Raw genomic sequence first — 19,282 nt, forward strand, 5'->3', positions numbered from 1 at the left:
CGCCCAGCGAAGGGAATCCCGTGACCGCGACCGCCTCCACCTGGGACTACGTCCACTACGAGCCCGCCGAGGAGCGGCTGCGGGAGTCCCTGTGCACGCTGGGCAACGGCTACTTCGCCACCCGCGGCGCCCTGCCCGAGTGCACCGCGGACGACGTGCACTACCCGGGCACCTACGTCGCCGGCTGCTACAACCGGCTCACCTCCACCATTGCCGGACGCGAGGTGGAGAACGAGGACATGGTCAACCTCCCCAACTGGCTCCCCCTGTCCTTCCGGGCCGCGGGAGGGGACTGGCTCACGCCGGACACCGCGCCCGTGCAGGACCACCGGCAGACCGTGCACCTGGACTCCGGGGTGCTGGAGCGCCGCACCCGCTTCGCGCTCGGGGAGGGACGCGCGCTGACCGTGCGCCAGCTGCGCCTGGTCCACATGGCCGACCCCCATCTCGCCGCGCTGCGCACGGAGTTCACGGTGGAGGGCGCCGCCACGGACCTCGACGTGGAGGCGGCTCTCGACGGCGACGTCGCCAACGCGGGCGTCCCGCGCTACCGGGACCTCGACGGCCGCCACCTGACCCACGTGCACACCGGGGGCGCCGACGACGGCACCGTGTGGCTGCGCTGCCGTACCCGGACCTCGGACATCCGGATCGGCATGGCCGCCCGGACCACGGCCGGCGCGCCGGTCACCCCGGGCCGGGGGCACCTGCGGGTCACCCAGCGCACCACCCTGCGCCTGGAGCCGGGCCGCACCGCCACCGTCGACAAGGTCGTCGCCCTGCACACCTCACGCGACCCCGCGATCAGCGACCCCGTGCAGGCCGCCGTGGACCGGGTGGCCGACGCCCCCGGCTTCGACGACCTGCTGGCCGGCCACCGCACGGCCTGGGGCCAGCTGTGGCGCCGCGCCCAGCTCGAGGTCCCCGGCGAGGCGGGCGCCATCCTGCGCCTGCACCTCTTCCACGTACTGCAGACCCTCTCCCCGCACACCGCCGACCTCGACGTGGGCGTACCGGCCCGCGGGCTGCACGGGGAGGCCTACCGGGGACACGTCTTCTGGGACGAGCTGTTCGTCCTGCCCTACCTCAACCTGCACTTCCCCGAGGTCTCCCGGGCCCTGCTGCACTACCGTCACCGCCGCCTGGAACGGGCCCGCGCCGCGGCCCGAGCGATCGGCAGGCGGGGCGCCCTCTACCCGTGGCAGAGCGGCAGCGACGGCCGCGAGGAGACCCAGCAACTGCACCTCAACCCCCACTCGGGCCGCTGGCTGCCGGACCACTCGCACCTCCAGCACCATGTGGGCTCTGCGATCGCGTACAACGTGTGGCAGTACTGCGAGGCCACCGGCGACGCCGAGTTCCTGCACACCAAGGGTGCCGAGACACTGCTGCAGATCGCGCGCTTCTGGGCGGACTCCGCCACCTGGGACGACCACCTGGGGCGGCACCGCATCCGAGGCGTCGTCGGCCCCGACGAATACCACGACGCCTATCCCGGCGCCGTGGAACCGGGCCTCGACGACAACGCCTACACCAACGTCACCGCCTCCTGGGTGCTCGCCCGCACCCTGGAGGTGGTGCGTTCTCTGCCCGAACCCCGCCGACGTGAACTCGTGGAGCGCACCGGCCTGGACGGGAGCGAACTCGAACAGTGGGAGGACATCTCCCGCACCCTTCACGTGCCCTTCCACGACGGAGTCGTCAGCCAGTTCGAGGGATACGGCGACCTCGCCGAACTCGACTGGGCGGGCTACCGCGAGCGCTACGACGACATCCGGCGGCTGGACCGCATCCTGGAGGCCGAGGACGACAGCGTCAACAACTACCGGGCGTCCAAACAGGCCGACGTCCTGATGCTCGGCTACCTGTTCTCCCCGGCCGAACTGAGCGGGTTCTTCGCCCGGCTGGGCTACGGCCTCGACGACGACACCTGGCGGCGCACCGTCGACCACTACCTGGCCCGCACCAGTCACGGCTCCACCCTCAGCGGACTCGTCCACGGCTGGATCCTGGCCAGGGCCCGCCGCGCCGAGGCGTGGACCTTCTGCCAGGAGGCGCTCAAGGGCGATGTCGCCGACCTGCAGGGCGGCACCACCGGCGAGGGCATCCACCTCGGCGCCATGGCGGGCACCCTCGACCTGGTCCAGCGCTGCCTGACCGGACTGGAGACCCGCGCCGGCGCACTCTGGCTGGACCCGGTGCCCCTGCCGGAGCTGTCGTCGTACGGGTTCTCCATCCGCTACCAGGGGCACTGGGGCGTACGGTTCCGGCTGGAGCACGGCCGCCTGGAGATCGCCGTGCCGGCCTCCGACCTGCTGCCGATCGACGTCCGGCTGCCGGAGCGCGCCGTTCGGCTCCAGCCGGGCGACACCTGTCGGCTCGTACTCCCGGACTGATTCCTTCCGTCAGCCCGCCAGGGGGTAGGTCACCACGCGCGGGAACCCGTCCGGCCGGCCGTCGGTGTAGGTCAGCGTCATCCGGGTGTAGTGCTGCTCTCCCGGATCCTGTTCCCGTGCCTGCGGCTGGTCGAGCCGCACGGTCACGGGGTACGAGCGGAACGTGCCGGCCGCGCAGTAGGGCTTGCAGTCGTTGACCGCGTTGTACCCCCGCCCGACCGCCGCGGTCGCGTCCCAGCGCACCCAGTGCATCGAGGTCAGGCGGCTGTTGCCGTCCCCGCAGGCCAGCACGAACGCCGCCGGCCGTACCTCGCCCCGCATCGAGCAGTCGACCAGCACCGGGTCCTGGACCTGCTGCTTCACGGCCTGCTGCGCCTGCGGGGCGGCCGAAGCGGCGCCCAGGGGTACTGCGAGCGCGGCGGCGGCACAGAGCGTGACCGCTGCCCTCATCGGGTTCCTGCCCATGTCTGCTCCCGGCCGTCTCGGGGTCGCTGTCTCCGCTTTTCCCCGTACCGACCGTACGACCGTGTCCACGAACGCACCACTCGTACGGAGCAACGCCCCGGGGCCGGGCCCGGGCGGCCGCTACGCGGGCGTGTCGAGCAGCCCGGCCACGAGGTGGCGCGCGTAGGCGGCGTCGAGCCGGCCGGGGCGGAACAGGATGCGGTACATGATGGGTGCGACGACGCGGTCGACGACCGTCTCGGTGTCGGGCGCCGTCTCGCCGCGGTCGGCCGCGCGGGCGAGGACGACGTCGATCTGCTCGGCGGCGTAGGCGGAGCACTGGCCCGCGTTGGTGCCGTCCGGATCGCCCAGCAGGGCGTCGCGGATGTAGGCACGGCCCGGGGGAGAGGCCATCTCGTCGAGGAACTGCTCGGCCCAGGCCGTCAGGTCGGCACGCAGCCCGCCGTGGTCCCCGGGCGCGGTGTCCGGGCGCAGGCGCTCGACGGCCACGTCCGACAGCAGCTCGTGAAGGTCACCCCAGCGCCGGTAGACCGTCGACGGGGTGACTCCGGCGCGCGCGGCGATCATCGGCACCGTCAGGGCGTCGCGGCCCACTTCGGCGGTGAGTTCGCGCACGGCGGCGTGCACCGACTCCTGGACCCGGGCGCTGCGCCCGCCCGGGCGGGCCATCGGTCTGGGACTCATGCCCACACCTTAAAGCAACGTTCTTGCGTCAAGCATGGCTCCGTTCGTACGCGTGGCCGACCCGCAGCACGGTGGCCTCGTCGAGCGGGCGCCCGAGCAGCTGCATGCCGATCGGCAGCCCGTCCCGGTCGAGGCCCACCGGGACGGTCAGCGCGGGGACGCCGGTGATGTTGGCCGGCGCGGAGAGCCGGACGTAGGCGTCGGAGACGCTCTCCACCGTGCCGTCGGGCCAGGTCACGTGCTCCTGCCCGGCGGGTACGGCCGTGACCGGAACGGTCGGGGCGGCGACCACGTCGACCTGCCGGAGCAGCCCGGCCCACTCCTGCCGCATCAGGGTCCGTGCCCGCTGTGCCCGCAGGTGGTCCCCGGCCGGCATCAGCTCCCCCGCCTCCAGCAGGACGCGGACGTCGTCCTCGTACAGGTCGGGCGAGGAGCGCAGGGTCTGCTCGTGGTAGGCGGTGGCCTCGGGCACCATCAGGCCCCACTGCGTCGCCTGGACGTAGCGGGCCATCGGGATGTCCACGTCGACGAGCCGTGCGCCGAGGTCCGCCAGCCGCCGCACCGCCTGCCGGACCGCTGCCTCGACCTCCGGGTCGACACGGTCGAAGTAGTAGGTGCGCGGCACACCGACGCGCAGCCCGGTCAGGTCGGTCGCCCCGGTGCCGGGCCGGTGGTCCGCCACCGGAACGGGCAGGGAGGCGGGGTCGCGCGGGTCGTGACCGGCCAGGACGGCCAGGACCAGTGCCGCGTCCTCCACGGTGCGCGTGAGCGGGCCCACGTGGTCCAGCGACCAGGACAGCGACGTCACCCCGTGCCGGGGCACCAGGCCGTACGTCGGCTTGAGACCGACGACGCCGTTGAGCGCGGCGGGCACCCGGATCGAACCGCCGGTGTCGGTGCCGAGGGCGAAGGTCGCCGCCCCCGCCGCGACGGCGACGGCGGAGCCGCCGCTGGAACCGCCCGCGACCCGGCCCCGGTTCCGTGCGTTGCGCGTCTGCGGCGTGGTCAGTCCGTAGGCGAACTCGTGGGTGTGGGTCTTGCCGGCCAGGACCGCGCCCGCCGCCGCCAGGCGCGCGGCGACCGTGCTGTCCTGCCGGGCGCGGTGCCCGGCACGGACCCGGGAACTCGCCGTGGTCGCCGTACCGGCGACGTCGATCAGGTCCTTGAGGCCCATCGGAACGCCGTGCAGCGGACCGCGGAGGCGGCCGGCCGCCGCCTCCCTCTCCGCCTCGCGGGCCGACCGGCGCGCCCGGTCCGCCGTCAGCGTCACATAGGCGCCGAACAGCGGCTGCACCTCCCGGGCACGGTCCAGTACCGAGTCCACCAGCTCGACCGGGGAGAGCCGTCGGGTGCGGATCGCCTCCGCGGCGGCGGTGAGGGTCAGCTCATACGGCGGCATCCCGCGCCTCCTCTCCCGGACGGCCGCTCCCGTGGCCCGGGTGGAAGGCGGCGGCGGGCGGGGTGTCACCGAAGTCCAGCTCCCGCAGCACCGAGACCACGGTGCGGATGTGGTCCGCGGTGGCCGCCACCTCGGCTCGGCGTTCCTCTTCAGAGGTCGGCATGGGTCTCTCCTCGATAAAAGCTAACCGTTTGCGTTAAGGGACTCTAGGTTCTACGGTGGCTAAACGCAAACCCATAGCTTTTAGCGTCCCAGGGAAAGACGGCACCGACATGAGCACCCCCTTCTGGACCGTGGGCGACACCACCGTCCACCGCATCGACGAGACCCTCCTGCCGCCCGCTACCGGACCCTGGCTGCTGCCCCGGGCCACTCCCGACGTGGTGACGCGCGAGGACTGGCTGTACCCCGATTTCGCGGACCGCGACGGGGTGCTGCGCCTGGGCAGCCACAGCTTCGCCCTGACCGCGGGAGGGCTGCGCGTCCTCGTCGACACCGGCATCGGCAACGGCAAGACGCGGGCGAACCCGGCCTGGCACGACCTGCGCACCGACTACCTGGAGCGGTTGACCGCGGCGGGCTTCCCCCCGGACGAGGTGGACCTGGTGATCCTCACCCACCTGCACACCGACCATGTCGGCTGGAACACGAGGCCCGTCGACGGCGCCTGGGTCCCCACCTTCCCTCACGCCCGCTACGTCGTCTCCCGCGCCGAGCGCGACTTCTGGGCCGGGTACGCCATGGACGGGCCGAGGCGCCAGATGTTCCGCGACTCGGTCTGCCCGGTCGAGGACGCCGGACTGCTCGACGCCGTCCACGTCCCCGCCGACGGCGCCGGCATCGCGCCCGGCCTGCGCCTCCTGCCGACGCCGGGACACACCCCGGGCCACGTGGCCGTACAGGTGGGCGGGGCGGAGGCGGGCGCGCTGATCACCGGGGACTGCGTCCACCATCCCGTGCAGTTCGCCCACCCCGCGATGGGCAGTTGCGTCGACATCGACCCGGCGGGGGCCGAGTCGACCCGGCGTGCCCTGCTCGCCTCGCTGGCCGGCACGGACACGCTGGTCCTGGGCACCCACTTCCCGCCGCCCACCGCGGGCCGTGTCGTCCCCCACGGAGACGCGTACCGGCTGGCGCCCGTGCCGGGCCGGTTCGTGCGATAAGGCGCCGATTGCATCCACCGTGTGGTCGTCGCGGCGGTCCGCAACCGACGCCGCCGCCCGGGTGTCTCATGCCATCGAGAACGGCGACCACCAAGTGGAGGACCGCGGTATGCACACGATGACTGCCCCGACTGCCGCCGACCCGACGAGCTCGCGCACCCGCGAGACCGAGGGCGACTTCCTGCTCCAGCCGCCCAACCCCGCCGAACGCGTCCCCTGCCGCATCGACCCCGTCGACCTGCGCCGACTGGACCTGCTCGCCCTCCTGACCGCGGCGGGCATCGCGCCTTCCGCCGGGGACCGTGCGGCCATCGAACAGCTCAGCGAACTCCCCGGCAGCGTGCACATCGCACTGCACCGCTGGCTGGAACAGGCGTACGGGTTCTGCCGGTGAGCCGCGGACGGACTCCCTCTCAGCACGCCTGACGGGAAGCCGCCGTGCCGTCCTGTGTCTCCCGCCGGCTCGGTCCGGTCGCGTACGCCAGCGGAGGCGCGATCGCCTGTGCGTCCGCTTCCTCGCCGACCCACAGGGCGATGAACAGCGCGGCGGTCGCTTCCAGGAGTCCGGCACGTTCGAGACCGCCGCCGGCCACGGGCCGGCAGCCCACGTCCTGCACCAGCTCGCGTACACGTGCGAGGGCGGCCTCGTCGTCCCCGCAGACCGGCACGGCCAGCGGCCGTCCGTCGAACACGGGCGGCCGCATGCGCCACACGTCCTCGTGGCAGAGGTTGAAAGCCTTGACCACGTGGGCTCCCGGTGCCGCCGCGGCAAGCCGCTGCGCGGCCGAGGGGCCTCCTTCCGTCAGCAGCTTGAAGCCGGGCCCGACCGGGTTGGAGCAGTCGAGCAGCACCTTGCCCTCCAGGGCCGAACGCAGATCCCGCGCCACGCCCCCTCCCGCCCCGAAGGGCAGCGCGGCCAGCACCACCTGACCGGACTCGGCCGCCGCGCGCAGACCGGCGGCCTTCGCGCCGCCCCCGATGCGCGTCGCGAGCCGCTCCGCCTTGTGTGCGTCCCGTCCGCCGACGACCACCTCGTGCCCGGCCCGCACCCAGTGGGTGGCGAGCGCGTCGGCCATGTTGCCCGTGCCCAGTACGCCGATTCTCATCACGTGGTTCCTCTCCGTGCCTGCTTCGACCGTTCACACCGACGCTAGGAGGCGGTTCGGGCACCATGTGGTACGTGACGACCGACGCCTTCCTCGCCGACTGCCGCGCCCGACTCGCCTTCGACCTGCTCTCCAACACCTGGAACGCCGTGGTGCTCTGGGCACTGCGGGACGGTCCCAGGCGCCCGGTCGACCTACGGGAGCGGATCGGGGGCATCAGCTCCAAGGTCCTCACCGAGACCCTGCGGCGGCTCCAGTTCAACGGACTGGTCGACCGGCGGGAACACCCCGACGTGCCCTCCGGGGTCGAGTACCGGCTCACCCCTCTGGGCCGGACCCTGCTGGCACCCATCGACGCCGTCGGCGCATGGGCCTTCGAGCACGGCGATGCGGTGATGGCGGCCCAGGAAGCGGCGTGCACCCCCGACCCGCAATCCCCTTCGCCCACTCGCCAGGCCGTCGGGGGAGGGCCGGCTCGGCGCTTCGCCACCCGTCCCGGGCCGTGACTCACCGCCCGGTGCGCAGATCCACCCCGCGCCGGGCCAGCGTGAGGACTCCGACGACGATCAGGGCGACGCCGGCCAGCTGAGGCAGCACCCACCAGTCGGTGCGTACGTCCTCGCGGTACAGGACCACGCCGAGCAGCAGGCTCACCGTCGCGTCGCCGAGGGTGAGGGCCGGCTGGGAGGCGACCAGAGGGCCGCCCTGCATGGCGTGCTCCAGCAGGAGCACGGCGCACACACCGGCCGCGGCGAACGCGTACGTCTGCCACACGGTCAGGAAGCCGACCACGCCGTCCGTGTCGAGGACCCGCATGGAGTCCTTCATCAGCCCGGCGGTCAGGGCGTAGCAGACCGCGGTGGCCGCGCCGAGGCAGCCGGCGCGGGCCTTGCCGACGGGCCGCTTCAGGCCGGCCGCGGCCAGCACGACGGCCAGCCCGGCACAGGCCCCGAGCGCGGGCACCCAGCGATCCATGGAGACGTCGTCGCTGCCGCCGCCCGGCGCGGCCGCCGCCAGCGCCAGCCCCAGGCCGACGACCACGCCGCCCACGGCGAGCCACAGGACGTCGGGGAGGCGGTGGCGGGTCATGAGCGAGGCCAGCAGCAGCGCCAGCGGAAGTTCCAGCACGAACAACGGCTGGACGAGTGACATCGGCCCGGTCGCCAGGGCCGCTGCCTGCCCCACCCCGGCGACGACGACGGCCAGCATGCCGCCGAGCCAGACCGGCCGCCGCAACAGGTCGACGACGAGGCCCGGACGGAATCCCTGGGACTGCGGCACGCTCAGCGCGGCCCGCCGCTGCAGAACGGTGGCCAGCGCGTTGCTGAACGCGGCGACGAGAGCGAAGAGCACCGGCAGGACAACACCCATCCACCGATCCTCACCCCGATTCGCCCCGGCCGCGCGCCGCAGCACCACCGGAGCGGGCGCGACGGGCCGTCCGGCCCGCCCAGCGGTGTGGTGCTCCGGCGCGGCCGTGTTTCCGGGGATCCGGGTCAGTCGTCGGCGCGGTCGGAACCCGACTGGGTCCCGGCGTCGTCCTGCTTCGGCTCCGGCGCGTCGGAGGCGGTGTAGTAGACGGACGTGCCCTGCTTGGTGCGCTGGGCCTGGTTCCTGGCGACGAGCCCCTCGAGCGTGGTGCGCACGACCGTGGTCTTGATGGCGCGGTCGGAGTGGGCCTGGCCGAGCGCCGTGGTGACCTCGGCGGCGGAGCGGGGCTCCTTCTGCTCGCTCAGGTGCCGGCGGACCAGTTCGACCAGTGTGGGCTGGGCCGGCTTCGCGGCGGAGGACGACGAGGACGGGACGGCGGCCGCGGGGGAGGTGGACCGGTCCGTCGGCTTCTTCGCCGCCGGCTTCCTGACCGCCTTCGTGGCCGGCTTGGTGCCCGGCTTCGCGGGTGCCTTCGACGCGGACTTGGCGGCGGGCTTGGTGGTGGACTTGGCGGCGGGCTTCGTCGCCGGCTTCGTGGCCGCGGCGCGCTTGGGCGCGGCACCGGCCTTCCCGCCCCGCGTGCGCTTGCCCGCGCCGGCCGTCTCGGCGGCGGCACTGTCACGGGGGGCGGGCACCGGCGCCTTGTCGGTCACCGACGGGGCGGCCGGCGTGGTGACACCGAGCGCCTGCTGCATGTTCACCAGCAGGGCGTGGTCGTGCTGCAGCGCGGCGAGTTGCTGCTGCAGGTCGGTGATCTCGCCGCTGATGCGCTCCTGTTCCTTGACGTTGCGCTCCAGGTCGCTCGCCACCTGGACGCTGTACTGCGACGCGAGTTCGGTGGCGGTCTGCGTGGTGTTCTCGGACATGGTGTTGACTCTCCTCGATTCGCGGCCGTGAAGGCACGGGAGGACGGCAGGACATCAGTCGTGGGACATGGAGGTCATGTCCGATCGGCGCCGGGCAGCGGAGTGTTCGGTACTGCTGCCGACCGCGTCGACTCCCAAATGGTACGGACGACGGCGCCTGTTGTTCGTCTGTTTGCTTTCGGGCCGGTATACCACGTCAGGTCTGCACCGTGGTACGCGTCACCGGCACATCGACGCCTTCAGTGGCTCTCGGGGGCGCTGCCCGGTGCCGGTTGTCGCGCGGGTGTTCGGAACGCAGACACCCGACGCCCAACGCCCGGACAGCAAACGGTCCGGCCGGACTACCGGACGCGGGCGGCCAGTCGCTCCATGTGTCGCGCCGCCTCCCGTGCCTCCCGCTCGGCCCCGGCCAGCGCGTCGCCGGCCGCCCTGTTCCTCTCCTGGGCCTCTCGCCGATCGCGCTCGGCGCGCTTCAACTCCTCGCGTGCATCGCGTAGTTGACGCTCGGCGGCCGACACCTGCTGTCGCGCCCGCTCATGGTCGTCACGGGCTTGCCGCAGTGCCTCCTCGGCGTCCGTCCGTGCCGCACGCCGCTCATCGGCACGGCGCTCGGCGGCCTCGGCGGCCTCCTGGGCCCGGGCGAGTTCCTCCTGCCGTCGGCGCCGCCGCTCGGCGAGCTCGTCCTCGGCCCGCGTTCCGGCCGGAGCGTGTTTCGCCGCCGGCCGGGTGGGCTTGCGTGCCGGTGCGGAATCCGGTGCTGCGACGGCGGCGGGGAACTCCGACGGCGGGGTGAGTGAGCTCTCCAGGCGTCCCTGCGCCCATCGGCCGGCCGCTTCCGGATCGGCGAGGACCGCGCGCAGGGTCGACTCGACCTCCCGCCGCGCCGTCTCCGACAGCTGGTGCCCCGCCTCGCCGGCGAGTTGGGCTGCCTGCCGGGACAGGGCGGACACGACGTTCCGGCGCTGCGCGGAGAGATCCTTGAGGCCGGCGGCGTCCAGGGTGCGGTGTGCCTCGCGCAGCTCCTGGCCCAGTTCCAGGAACCGCCGGCTCTCCTCGGCCCGGGAGCGCAGCAACAGGTTCGCTGCCCAGGCCGCGCGGGTGGGCCGGCGGGCGGCACGGATGCGGCGGGCGTCCTGCGCGTGACCGGCCGTTCTCGCGGCGGCGGCCCGTTCCTCGCGCCGGGAGACGAAGTCGGACGGCGGCGTGGTGTACAGCTCGTCGAGCACCGCCTCCACGTCCTGCTCGCCATCGCCCCGCCGGCGCCCGCCCTTGCGCTGCATGCTCCTCGGCCTCCAGTCGGACGTCCACGACCGCCACGGCCGGGCTGCGCCCGGTCCGCGACGCCATGTGCGGTCTGCCCGCGCTCCTCCCTCCTGTCTACGGCCGCCCCGTCCGCCCCGCGACCCGGGCGGTGCTCACCCTGTCGCCTCGTCCCGTCCGCTCGCACCCGGACGCGGTCGTCGGCATGAGGTTCCGCGCCGCTCCCGGGCGAGTGTGTGACCGGAGTCGGTCCCGGGCACAGCCCGGTCCTCACGCCCGCGAGACCCGCTCCGTGCCCGGGGGTTCCGACTCACTCCACGACGACCCCGGCGAAGCGCCGGGCGACCTCGTGCCAGACCTCGGTGGCCGCCGGATCGTCGAGTGCCGCCCGGCGGGACAGCTCCGCCGGGTCCATGCCCAGGGCCCGGATCCGCTCCGGGTCCCACGACCGCACCCGGTCCGCGTCCGCCTCCGGATGGAACTGCACGCCCCACGCCCGGTCACCGACCCGGAACGCCTGGTACGGGCACCGCTCGCTCTCCATCAGCCAGGACGCCCCCGGCGGCAGGGCGGTGACGGCGTCCACATGGTGCTCTATGGCGCTCACCCGGTCCGGCAGCCCCCGGAACAACGGATCGGCCGCGGCCTCGGGGCGCAGGCTCAGCGGCGTGCTGCCGATCTCCGGCTCGCCGTACCGCCCCCGGACGGTGCCGCCCGCGACGTGTGCGAGCAGCTGGCCGCCCAGACAGACACCGAACACGGGCGTACCCCGCTCCAGTGCCTCGGCGACCAGCGCGCGCGTGGACGCCAGCCAGGGGGCGCCCAGGTCGTCGTCGGGCAGGTATCCGCCGCCCAGGACCATGACGCCCGAGTGGTCCGGACGCCGGGGGAGCGGCTCCCCGGCGTACGCGTGCACCACGTCCAGCGCCAGCCCCTCCGCGGCCAGCCAGTCACCGAACCGGCCCGGCCCGCCGCTCCTGCCGTTCTGCACCACCAGCAGCCGTGACAACGCCCACCTCCCGCTCACCGCACCCGGACACCAGCCCCTTGCCCGCACGTCGCCGGGAGCCAACCCTCGGGGGGTGTCACAGACCGGCGGCGCGATGTGTCGGCTCGCCGTCCAGGACGGTCAGCAGCACCGGCACATCGGCCAGTTCGGTGGCCGCGACGGTCAGGGGGTCGGCGGCCAGGGCGGTCAGGTCGGCGCGGTGACCGACGGCGATCCGGCCGGCCTCGTGTTCCTCACCCGCCGCGTAGACCGCGTTGACGGTCATGCCCCGCAGCGCCTCCAGCGCCGTGAGCGCCTGCTCCGGGCCGTGCGGTGCACCCGTGAGGTCACGGGTGGGCCGGCGGTGGCGGGCACCCGCCATCACGCCCAGCGGCGGGTAGGGGGCGATGGGCCAGTCGGAGCCGAGGACGACGACGGCACCGGCGTCGTGCAGATCGCGGCAGCGCCACGCACGCGAGGCCCGCTCCTCGCCCAGGCGGCGCGACCAGTTGTCGGTGTGGTCGGCCCGGGTGAAGTCGCAGCAGTGGGTGGGCTGCATCGAGGCGACCACCCCGAGTTCGGCGAACCGGCGCACGGTGTCGTCCGGGACCGTCTCGATGTGCTCGACCCGGTGCCGCACCCCGTGCCCGCCGCCCGCCCGGGCCTTCTCGACGGCGTCGAGGACATGACGCACCGCCGCGTCACCGATGGCATGGGTGGCCGTGGGCACACCGGCCCGGTGCAGCTCGCCGACGATACGGGTGTACTCCTGCGGGTCCGGCCAGAACGCGTCCCGGGACTCGCCGTGACAGTCCGGCTGCTCCAGCCAGGCCGTGCCGTTGTCCACGGTCCCGTCCATGAAGATCTTGACGCCCGCGGTCCGCCAGAGCCGGCCGCCCGCGCCCTGCCCCTCGATCAGCGCACGCACGCCCTCGGCGTCCGTGCCGGGCTGGCACCAGGGCGCCACCCGCAGCCGCACCGGCAGTCGCCCGGCCGCGTCCAGCTCGGACAAGAGCGCGAGGCTGTCGCCGTTGGCGTCCATGACATGGCCGCCGGTCAGACCGGTGGCGGCCATGGCGCGCAGGGCGGCGGCGAGCCGGTCGCGGCGCTCCTCGCGCGTGGGCTGGGGCAGCAGGCGTTCCACGAGCTCACAGGCGGCGTCCTCCAGCAGCAGCCCGGTGGGCCTGCCGTCCGCGCCGCACACCACCTCCGCGGTGGCCTGCGCGAAGGTGCGCGGCCCGGTCACCCCGGCGATTTCCAGCGCGCGCCGGCTGGCCAGCGCGGAGTGCGCGTCGAACAGCATCAGGAACGCCGGCACACCGTCGAGTACGGCGTCGAAGGGAGCCGTCTCGACCGGGCGCCCCGCGAAGACGTTGGGGTCCAGGCCCCAGCCCTGGAGCCACGCGCCGGGGGCGAGGTCGCGCACCGCGCCGGCCAGCGCCCCGCGCACCTGCTCCAGGTCGGTACAGCCCGACAGGTCGAGGCCGTGGGTCATGTCGGCGCCGCCGACGGGGTGGATGTGCCCGTCGACCAGCCCGGGTGTCACCACGGCGCCCTTGAGGTCGATCACCGTGGTCGAGGCGTCCGCGAGGGCGCGGATCTCCCGGTCGTCGCCGAGCGCGGTGATGCGTCCGCCGGCGGCGGCCAGCGCGGTCTGCGGCAGGAACCCGCCGGTGACCGGGTCCAGCAGACGGGCCGAGAGCAGGATGAGGGAGGTGCGCACAAGGGCTCCTTGAGTGCGGTTCAGTGGGTGTCGATGGGTGCGAGCGTGCCGACGGGCAGGCCGAGTTCGCGTTCCGCGGTGGTGACGGGCAGGCGCCGCACCACGGGCGGGTCGTCGCCGGTGTCGACGCTGTTGACGAGCATGCCGAGGCCGTCGAGGACGACCAGGATCTGGACGGCGGCCACCATCGGGTCCCCGGTGTGGAACTCGCCCAGCTCGACGCCCTCGCGGATGAGCGCCTCGAGCCGGTCCCGCCAGGCCGCCTCCTGGACGGCGACCCGGGCACGCAGGACGGACCGGTAGCGGCTGAGGTGACGGGCGTTGAGCCAGAGTCGGCTGATGTCGTCGAACGCCTCGCCGCTGGTCCGCGTGAAGAAGCGCGCCAGATGCTGTGTCGCCGTGGCGCCCGCCCGGTCGACCGGAAGGAGTTCGTCGAGTTCGGCGGCGACGGCGTCGCCGTAGGCCTCGGCCACCAGCTCCTCCACCGCCGGGAAGTAGTGGCTGATCAGTCCCGGGCGCACGTCGAGTTCCTCGGCGATCCGCCGCAAGGTGATGCACTCGAGTCCTTCGGTCAGAGCGACCTCGGAGGCCGCGGCAACGATTTCCGCACGTCTGGCGGCAGGAGTCTTGCGGATTCGCTTGTTCGAAACGCTTGACGGCATGGAATCGATGCTATTGAGTGTGCGACCAACAAGCAAGCAGGTGGGTTACCAGCACCCGGAGGAGCCCTATGGCGTCCACGATTCCCGACCCGCAGTCCGGCACCACCGCCCCACCCCAGAAAGAGGGAGTCCCCTCGCCGGAGCGGGCCGGCCGTGTCGAGGCCCACGGCATCGATCACATCCCCGACGGCGAACGTCACGGCCACCCGCGGCAGTTGTTCTCCGTCTGGGCCGCGGCGAACGTCAACTATCTGAGCCTCGTCATCGGCGGCGCCCTGATCCTCATGGGCCTGACCCTGTGGCAGGCGCTCGCCGTCATCGTGGTGGGCAACCTGTTCTGGCTCCTCACCGGCCTGCTGTCGATATCCGGCCCGGCCGCCGGCGCACCGAGCGAAGTGATCACACGGGCGATGTACGGCGTGCGCGGCAACCGCGTGAACAACGCCGTCGTCGGCTGGCTGATCTCCGTCTGCTACTTCGCCCTGAACCTGGCCGCCGCCGCGACCGCCGCCTTCGCCCTGGTGGAGAAGACCGGCCTCACCGCGGGCACCGGCGTCAAGGTCGCCGTCGTCGTCGTCATCGCCGCACTCACCCTGGCCATCGGCGTCTACGGCCACGCCATGATCATGAAGTTGTACCTCCCGATCACCCTGACGCTCACCGCCGCGTTCGCCGTCGTCGCCTTCTACGTGTTCGGGGACACCGACTTCTCCTACGTACCGGCCGAGCCGCTCACCGGCTTCGACCTGTGGTCGGTGCTCGTCGCCGGGGTCACCCTCGTCGGTTCCGGCCCGCTCTCCTACACCACCAGCGCCGACTTCTCCCGCTACCTGCCCCGTACGACGTCCGCCAGGTCGATCATCGGCTGGACCGCGCTCGGCGGCATCCTGCCCAGCATCGTCGTCTGCTCCCTGGGCGCCTTCGCCGCGACCGCCGTCGACATGACCGACCCGCAGGCCGGGCTCGGCACGATCCTGCCCGGCTGGTTCGAACCGGTCTTCCTGCTCGCCCTCGTCCTCGGCACCATCGCCATCAACGCCCTGACCGCCTACAGCGCGGGCCTCGCCCTCCAGGCCGTCGGCCTGCGCATCCCGCGCGCCCGCAGCGTCCTCGCGGACGGCACGGCCGCCGTCGCCCTCACCCTGTACGGCCTCCTCGTCTCCGACTTCCTCGACACCGTCAGCAACGTCCTCCAGCTCACCGTCGTCCTCCTCGGCCCCGCCATGGCCGTGTACGCCACCGACATCCTGCTGCGCCGCAACCGCTACGACGGCCCCGCCCTGATGGACGAGTCGGCCGACGGCCCCTTCTGGTACACCGCCGGCGTCAACCCGGCCGGCGCCCTGGCGCTCGCGGGAGGCGTCGCCGTCGCCGCCCTGTGCGTCAACACCCTCTACACCGGCCCGATCGCCCGGGCCCTCGGCGGCATCGACCTCGCCCTCCCGGCCGGCATGGTCGTCGCCGCACTGCTGTACGCCGTCCTGACGCGTGGCGGAAAATCACAGGCGCCCACGGCCTGACCGGAGTACGGTCCCGGCATGCCGGACGAGGACGGGTACTTCGGGGAAAGCGTCGCCGCACGATACGACGAGTCGGAGGCGGACATGTCCGGGCCGGAGGCGGTGGACCGCACGGTCGACCTGCTGGCCGGGCTGGCGGGGAGAGGACGGGCGCTCGAACTGGGCATCGGCACCGGCAGGATCGCCCTGCCGCTGGCCCGCCGGGGCGTCCCGGTGCACGGCATCGACATGTCCCGCGCCATGACCGCCCGCCTGCACGCCAAACCGGGCGGCGACACCGTCGGGGCGACCATCGGCGACTTCGCCACGACCCGGGTGCCGGGCACGTTCACGCTGGTCTACCTCGTCTACAACACCATCAACAACCTGACCACGCAGGACGCCCAGGTCGACTGCTTCCGCAACGCCGCCGACCACCTCGAACCCGGCGGCACTTTCGTCATCGAGGTGGGCGTGCCGGAGCTGCGCCGGCTGCCGCCGGGGCAGACCGCGGTGCCGTTCCGCATCGATGCCACGGAATGGGCCTTCGACACGTACGACACCGTGACCCAGGCGATGAGTTCGAACTACGTGACCGTCGTCGACGGCCGTGCCGAGCACGCGTCCATCCCGTTCCGCTATGTGTGGCCCTCCGAACTCGACCTGATGGCGAGGCTCGCCGGACTGCGCCTGCGGGACCGGTGGGAGGACTGGGACAGGTCGCCCTTCACCCACGAGAGCCGCCGGCACGTCTCGGTCTGGGAGAAGCCGGCCGGCTGATCCGGGCCCGGCCGTCAGCGCCGGGACATGTACAGCTGAAGTGCCTTGTGCAGCACCTTGTTGAGCGGGTAGTCCCACTCCCCGAGGTACTCGACGGCCTCACCGCCGGCTCCGACCTTGAACCGGAGCAGACCCAGCAGGTGGTCGTCCTCGTCCAGGGTGTCGGTGATGCCGCGGAAGTCGTACACCCGCGCGCCGCGTTCGTGGGCGTCGCACATCATGTGCCACTGGAGGGCGGTGCTGGGCTGGACCTCGCGCCGGCGGGCGGTGGAGGCGCCGTAGGAGTACCAGACGTGGTCGCCGACGGTCAGCATGGTGGCCGCGGCGAGCACCTCGCCGTCGTGGTGGGCGAGGTAGAGCCGCATCCGGTCCGGGTCCTCGGCCGTCAGCGCGGTCCACATGCGCTGGAAGTAGGCGAGCGGGCGCGGAACGAACCTGTCGCGATCGGCGGTCTCGACGTAGAGCTCGTAGAAGACGCGCAGATCCTCGTGGTCGCCCCGGACGACCTTGACGCCGGCCTTCTCCGCCTTCTTGATGTTGCGGCGCCACTGCTGGTTGAGGCCGTTGCGGACCTGTTCCAGCGACCGCCCGGCGAGCGGCACCTGACACATGTAGCGCGGCTGTCCGGCGGCGAAGCCGTCCTCGCCGCCGGGCTCGGCCTGCCGCCAGCCCGCCCGGCGCAGCCGTTCGGCGATCTCGCGGGCACCGGGCTCCTCCACGGTGGGCTTCACGTCCCGCAGCCGCCGGGCCCCGGGGTCGGCGATCGCGGCCTTGACGGTCTCGGCGTTCCAGCGCCGGGCTACCACGGGCGGGCCCATCTTCACGGAGAAGGCGCCCCGCCTCTTCAGATGGGCGAGCAGCGGCTCCAGCCACCGGTCCAGCTCCGCCGCGTGCCAGTCGATGACCGGGCCCTCGGGAAGGTAGGCCAGGCAGCGACGCAGCTTCGGCAGCGGACGCAGCAGCACCAGCGCGACCCCCACCAGGTCCCCGCCGTCGTCGAACCAGCCCAGGCTCTCCGCCTGCCAGTCCGGCTTCACCTCGCCCCACGAGGGGAGCTGGAGATGACTCACGGACGGCCGGGCCGCGACGAAGCGCAGATGCTCCTCGCTCGTGATCGCCTTCAGGTGATGGCTCATGGGAGGTGACCCTTCGTTCGGCTCGTTCGATGGTGTCGACGGGCAGGACCGCCGCGGCGCGCGGACGGTGCCGTCCCCCACCCCCAGGGAATACCGGCGCCGGTGAATCCGCGCGGGCTACCGGCTATTCGGGCAGTTCGCGCGAGCGGCCCGGTGGCCGCCGGTCCCGCCGTTGCCCTGGCTGCCCCGCCCGGCGCGCGGCGCCGCGCGAGGAGTGCCAGCGTGGAAGGGCGCGAAGGCACCGGCAGCGCGGCAGGGACGGACGGAGCGGACGGCCATGGCACGGGCGATCTGGACAGGCGTGATCACATTCGGGCTGGTCACCGTGCCCGTAGGGCTGTTCTCGGCGACGCAGGACCACACGGTCCACTTCCACCAGCTGCAGCGCGGCACCTCCGACCGGATCCGCAACCGGCGGGTCAACCAGCGCACGGGCGAGGAAGTCGGCACCGGCGACATCGTCAAGGGCTACGAGCTCGCCGAGGGCGAGTACGTGGTCGTGGAGCCGGACGAGCTGGACGAGATCGCGCCGGGCCGTTCCCAGACCGTCGACATCACCGACTTCGTCGACCTGGACGACATCGAGCCGGTCTACTTCGACCGCACCTACTACGTCGCCCCGCGCGGCAAGGAGTACCTCAAGGTCTACCAACTGCTCCGTACCGCCCTGGCCGAGGCGAACAAGGCGGGCGTCGCCACCTTCGTCATGCGCAACAAGCAGTACCTGACCGCGCTGCGGGCGGAGAACGACGTCCTGGTGCTGCAGACCCTGCACTGGGCCGACGAGGTCCGCGACCCGGTCAAGGAGCTGCCCGAGCTGCCGTCGGGCCGGGCGGACCGGGGCAAGGAACTCGACATGGCGCTGCAGCTGGTCGACGCGCTCAGCGGCCCCTGGGAGCCCGGCCGCTACCACGACACGTACCAGGAGAAGGTCCGTGACCTGGTGCGGGCGAAGTCCGAGGGCAAGGAGGTCGCCCTCGCCGAGGAACCGCCCACGGCCACCGGCGTCGTCGACCTCATGGAGGTCCTCCAGGGCAGCCTGGAACGCGCGAGGGGCGGCGGCAAGCCGCGGCCCGCTGTCTCGAAGGACACCGGCGGCGGGGGAGAGGCACCGGCACCGGCCAAGCGGAAGAAGGCCGCTGCCCCCTCCGGCACGGCCGCGTCGAAGCGGGCGGAGCTGCGCGAGCTGAGCAAGGCGGAGCTCTACCGTCGGGCCACCGAACAGGATGTCCCCGGACGCTCGAAGATGACCCGCAGCGAACTCATCGACGCCCTCGCCGGCACCGGGCGAGGCCGGAAGAAGCCCACAGCGGCCTGACGGATGCGCGCGCATGGTGCCAGGGCAACGTCCCTCAAGGCGCGCGGAGAACTGCGCGACCGGCCACGACGCGCCCGTGCCGGACGACGCACCGCTGCTGTCCCGGTCCGCGCGGCGCGCTGAGGGGCCGCCGGTGAGCGCGCCGCTGAGCAGCAGCCGGCGGGCGCCGAACGCGACGAACCCCTCGGCGGGCGCCGCTTCGAGGAGGCCGCCGGAGTGGCGGGCCCGCGGACGAAGCCGGCGCGTGCCGAGGAGTTCACGGCGACGCTGCGGGAGCGGCTGGAGGCCTGACGGCCACCGCTCACTGGGTGCTGAGCATGCCTTCGCGCAGCCGGCCCAGCAGGCGCGAGATCAGCCGGGACACGTGCATCTGGGAGACGCCGAGGCGTTCGCCGATCTCCTTCTG

Annotated in this window: 20 protein-coding genes; 7 read left to right on the forward strand and 13 right to left on the reverse strand. The window is 73.1% G+C overall.

The annotated features are described in order from the left end of the window. Window positions 1-20 precede the first annotated feature (20 nt). Window positions 21-2,396 (forward strand): glycoside hydrolase family 65 protein, encoded by a 2,376-nt coding sequence (locus IEZ05_RS26430; RefSeq protein WP_189232755.1) that lies wholly within the window; start codon window positions 21-23, stop codon window positions 2,394-2,396. A gap of 9 nt (window positions 2,397-2,405) precedes the next feature. Here IEZ05_RS26430 and IEZ05_RS26435 read toward each other — a convergent pair whose 3' ends face one another. From IEZ05_RS26435 to IEZ05_RS26450, 4 genes are all read right to left on the reverse strand, one after another. Continuing rightward, on the reverse strand, window positions 2,406-2,861 hold the full coding sequence (locus IEZ05_RS26435) for a hypothetical protein (protein ID WP_189232756.1): 456 nt from the start codon (window positions 2,859-2,861) through the stop codon (window positions 2,406-2,408). Window positions 2,862-2,981: 120 nt separating this feature from the next. Next, window positions 2,982-3,530, reverse strand: a complete 549-nt coding sequence (locus IEZ05_RS26440; protein WP_189232790.1) for a TetR/AcrR family transcriptional regulator — start codon at window positions 3,528-3,530, stop codon at window positions 2,982-2,984. Between the two features lie 43 nt (window positions 3,531-3,573). After that, window positions 3,574-4,944, reverse strand: coding sequence for an amidase (locus tag IEZ05_RS26445; RefSeq protein WP_189232757.1), 1,371 nt, complete (start codon window positions 4,942-4,944; stop codon window positions 3,574-3,576). Beyond that, window positions 4,931-5,107: a hypothetical protein gene (locus IEZ05_RS26450; RefSeq protein ID WP_189232758.1), complete on the reverse strand. Its 177-nt coding sequence runs from the start codon at window positions 5,105-5,107 to the stop codon at window positions 4,931-4,933. The genes IEZ05_RS26445 and IEZ05_RS26450 overlap by 14 nt, the downstream gene beginning before the upstream one ends. Before the next feature lie 109 nt (window positions 5,108-5,216). Between IEZ05_RS26450 and IEZ05_RS26455 the strand changes: the two genes are divergently transcribed. Both IEZ05_RS26455 and IEZ05_RS26460 read left to right on the forward strand, forming a co-directional pair. Beyond that, window positions 5,217-6,107 (forward strand): MBL fold metallo-hydrolase, encoded by an 891-nt coding sequence (locus IEZ05_RS26455; RefSeq protein WP_189232759.1) that lies wholly within the window; start codon window positions 5,217-5,219, stop codon window positions 6,105-6,107. Window positions 6,108-6,216: 109 nt separating this feature from the next. Continuing rightward, complete coding sequence (locus IEZ05_RS26460) at window positions 6,217-6,501, forward strand: hypothetical protein (protein WP_189232760.1); 285 nt, start codon at window positions 6,217-6,219, stop codon at window positions 6,499-6,501. A gap of 19 nt (window positions 6,502-6,520) precedes the next feature. Here the strand turns inward: IEZ05_RS26460 and IEZ05_RS26465 are convergent, their stop codons facing one another. Beyond that, on the reverse strand, window positions 6,521-7,213 hold the full coding sequence (locus IEZ05_RS26465) for an NADPH-dependent F420 reductase (RefSeq protein WP_189232761.1): 693 nt from the start codon (window positions 7,211-7,213) through the stop codon (window positions 6,521-6,523). A gap of 74 nt (window positions 7,214-7,287) precedes the next feature. On the opposite strand from IEZ05_RS26465, the gene IEZ05_RS26470 reads away from it, so the two are divergent. Then, on the forward strand, window positions 7,288-7,719 hold the full coding sequence (locus IEZ05_RS26470; RefSeq protein ID WP_189232762.1) for a winged helix-turn-helix transcriptional regulator: 432 nt from the start codon (window positions 7,288-7,290) through the stop codon (window positions 7,717-7,719). A gap of 1 nt (window position 7,720) precedes the next feature. On the opposite strand, the gene IEZ05_RS26475 is transcribed toward IEZ05_RS26470, so the two are convergent. The 6 genes from IEZ05_RS26475 to IEZ05_RS26500 all read right to left on the reverse strand — a co-directional run bounded on the left by IEZ05_RS26475 (window position 7,721) and on the right by IEZ05_RS26500 (window position 14,143). Next, window positions 7,721-8,584, reverse strand: coding sequence for a DMT family transporter (locus tag IEZ05_RS26475; protein WP_189232763.1), 864 nt, complete (start codon window positions 8,582-8,584; stop codon window positions 7,721-7,723). A gap of 125 nt (window positions 8,585-8,709) precedes the next feature. Beyond that, window positions 8,710-9,510: a hypothetical protein gene (locus tag IEZ05_RS26480; protein ID WP_189232764.1), complete on the reverse strand. Its 801-nt coding sequence runs from the start codon at window positions 9,508-9,510 to the stop codon at window positions 8,710-8,712. Window positions 9,511-9,851: 341 nt separating this feature from the next. Beyond that, entirely contained in the window at window positions 9,852-10,790 is a 939-nt protein-coding gene (locus tag IEZ05_RS26485; protein ID WP_189232765.1) for a hypothetical protein, read from the reverse strand. 290 nt (window positions 10,791-11,080) lie between these two features. After that, window positions 11,081-11,779 (reverse strand): type 1 glutamine amidotransferase, encoded by a 699-nt coding sequence (locus IEZ05_RS26490; RefSeq protein WP_189232766.1) that lies wholly within the window; start codon window positions 11,777-11,779, stop codon window positions 11,081-11,083. A 76-nt stretch (window positions 11,780-11,855) separates the two neighbouring features. After that, complete coding sequence (locus tag IEZ05_RS26495; protein ID WP_189232767.1) at window positions 11,856-13,481, reverse strand: amidohydrolase; 1,626 nt, start codon at window positions 13,479-13,481, stop codon at window positions 11,856-11,858. A 20-nt stretch (window positions 13,482-13,501) separates the two neighbouring features. After that, window positions 13,502-14,143 (reverse strand): TetR/AcrR family transcriptional regulator, encoded by a 642-nt coding sequence (locus tag IEZ05_RS26500; protein WP_189232768.1) that lies wholly within the window; start codon window positions 14,141-14,143, stop codon window positions 13,502-13,504. A 68-nt stretch (window positions 14,144-14,211) separates the two neighbouring features. On the opposite strand from IEZ05_RS26500, the gene IEZ05_RS26505 reads away from it, so the two are divergent. Both IEZ05_RS26505 and IEZ05_RS26510 read left to right on the forward strand, forming a co-directional pair. Continuing rightward, window positions 14,212-15,663 (forward strand): purine-cytosine permease family protein, encoded by a 1,452-nt coding sequence (locus tag IEZ05_RS26505; RefSeq protein WP_189232769.1) that lies wholly within the window; start codon window positions 14,212-14,214, stop codon window positions 15,661-15,663. 18 nt (window positions 15,664-15,681) lie between these two features. Continuing rightward, entirely contained in the window at window positions 15,682-16,422 is a 741-nt protein-coding gene (locus IEZ05_RS26510; protein WP_189232770.1) for a class I SAM-dependent DNA methyltransferase, read from the forward strand. Between the two features lie 14 nt (window positions 16,423-16,436). Here the strand turns inward: IEZ05_RS26510 and IEZ05_RS26515 are convergent, their stop codons facing one another. Then, on the reverse strand, window positions 16,437-17,558 hold the full coding sequence (locus tag IEZ05_RS26515; protein WP_189232771.1) for a lipid II:glycine glycyltransferase FemX: 1,122 nt from the start codon (window positions 17,556-17,558) through the stop codon (window positions 16,437-16,439). A gap of 277 nt (window positions 17,559-17,835) precedes the next feature. On the opposite strand from IEZ05_RS26515, the gene ku reads away from it, so the two are divergent. Continuing rightward, window positions 17,836-18,876: a non-homologous end joining protein Ku gene (gene ku, locus IEZ05_RS26520; protein WP_189232772.1), complete on the forward strand. Its 1,041-nt coding sequence runs from the start codon at window positions 17,836-17,838 to the stop codon at window positions 18,874-18,876. A gap of 301 nt (window positions 18,877-19,177) precedes the next feature. Here the strand turns inward: ku and IEZ05_RS26525 are convergent. Beyond that, window positions 19,178-19,282 (reverse strand): sigma factor-like helix-turn-helix DNA-binding protein (locus tag IEZ05_RS26525; protein ID WP_268255232.1); only part of this gene is annotated, 105 nt, incomplete at its 5' end.

This window comes from Streptomyces flaveolus (genome assembly GCF_014648815.1).
GTDB lineage: Bacteria > Actinomycetota > Actinomycetes > Streptomycetales > Streptomycetaceae > Streptomyces > Streptomyces flaveolus.

Bases quoted from the DNA above. Each gene is read 5' to 3' on its own strand.
- IEZ05_RS26510 (WP_189232770.1), top strand. From the start codon at position 15,682: ATGCCGGACGAGGACGGGTACTTCGGGGAAAGCGTCGCCGCACGATAC.
- IEZ05_RS26455 (WP_189232759.1), top strand. From the start codon at position 5,217: ATGAGCACCCCCTTCTGGACCGTGGGCGACACCACCGTCCACCGCATC.
- IEZ05_RS26435 (WP_189232756.1), bottom strand. From the start codon at position 2,861: ATGGGCAGGAACCCGATGAGGGCAGCGGTCACGCTCTGTGCCGCCGCC.
- IEZ05_RS26485 (WP_189232765.1), bottom strand. From the start codon at position 10,790: ATGCAGCGCAAGGGCGGGCGCCGGCGGGGCGATGGCGAGCAGGACGTG.
- IEZ05_RS26450 (WP_189232758.1), bottom strand. From the start codon at position 5,107: ATGCCGACCTCTGAAGAGGAACGCCGAGCCGAGGTGGCGGCCACCGCG.
- IEZ05_RS26515 (WP_189232771.1), bottom strand. From the start codon at position 17,558: ATGAGCCATCACCTGAAGGCGATCACGAGCGAGGAGCATCTGCGCTTC.
- IEZ05_RS26480 (WP_189232764.1), bottom strand. From the start codon at position 9,510: ATGTCCGAGAACACCACGCAGACCGCCACCGAACTCGCGTCGCAGTAC.
- IEZ05_RS26460 (WP_189232760.1), top strand. From the start codon at position 6,217: ATGCACACGATGACTGCCCCGACTGCCGCCGACCCGACGAGCTCGCGC.
- IEZ05_RS26465 (WP_189232761.1), bottom strand. From the start codon at position 7,213: ATGAGAATCGGCGTACTGGGCACGGGCAACATGGCCGACGCGCTCGCC.
- IEZ05_RS26500 (WP_189232768.1), bottom strand. From the start codon at position 14,143: ATGCCGTCAAGCGTTTCGAACAAGCGAATCCGCAAGACTCCTGCCGCC.
- IEZ05_RS26440 (WP_189232790.1), bottom strand. From the start codon at position 3,530: ATGGCCCGCCCGGGCGGGCGCAGCGCCCGGGTCCAGGAGTCGGTGCAC.
- IEZ05_RS26505 (WP_189232769.1), top strand. From the start codon at position 14,212: ATGGCGTCCACGATTCCCGACCCGCAGTCCGGCACCACCGCCCCACCC.
- IEZ05_RS26445 (WP_189232757.1), bottom strand. From the start codon at position 4,944: ATGCCGCCGTATGAGCTGACCCTCACCGCCGCCGCGGAGGCGATCCGC.
- IEZ05_RS26475 (WP_189232763.1), bottom strand. From the start codon at position 8,584: ATGGGTGTTGTCCTGCCGGTGCTCTTCGCTCTCGTCGCCGCGTTCAGC.
- ku (WP_189232772.1), top strand. From the start codon at position 17,836: ATGGCACGGGCGATCTGGACAGGCGTGATCACATTCGGGCTGGTCACC.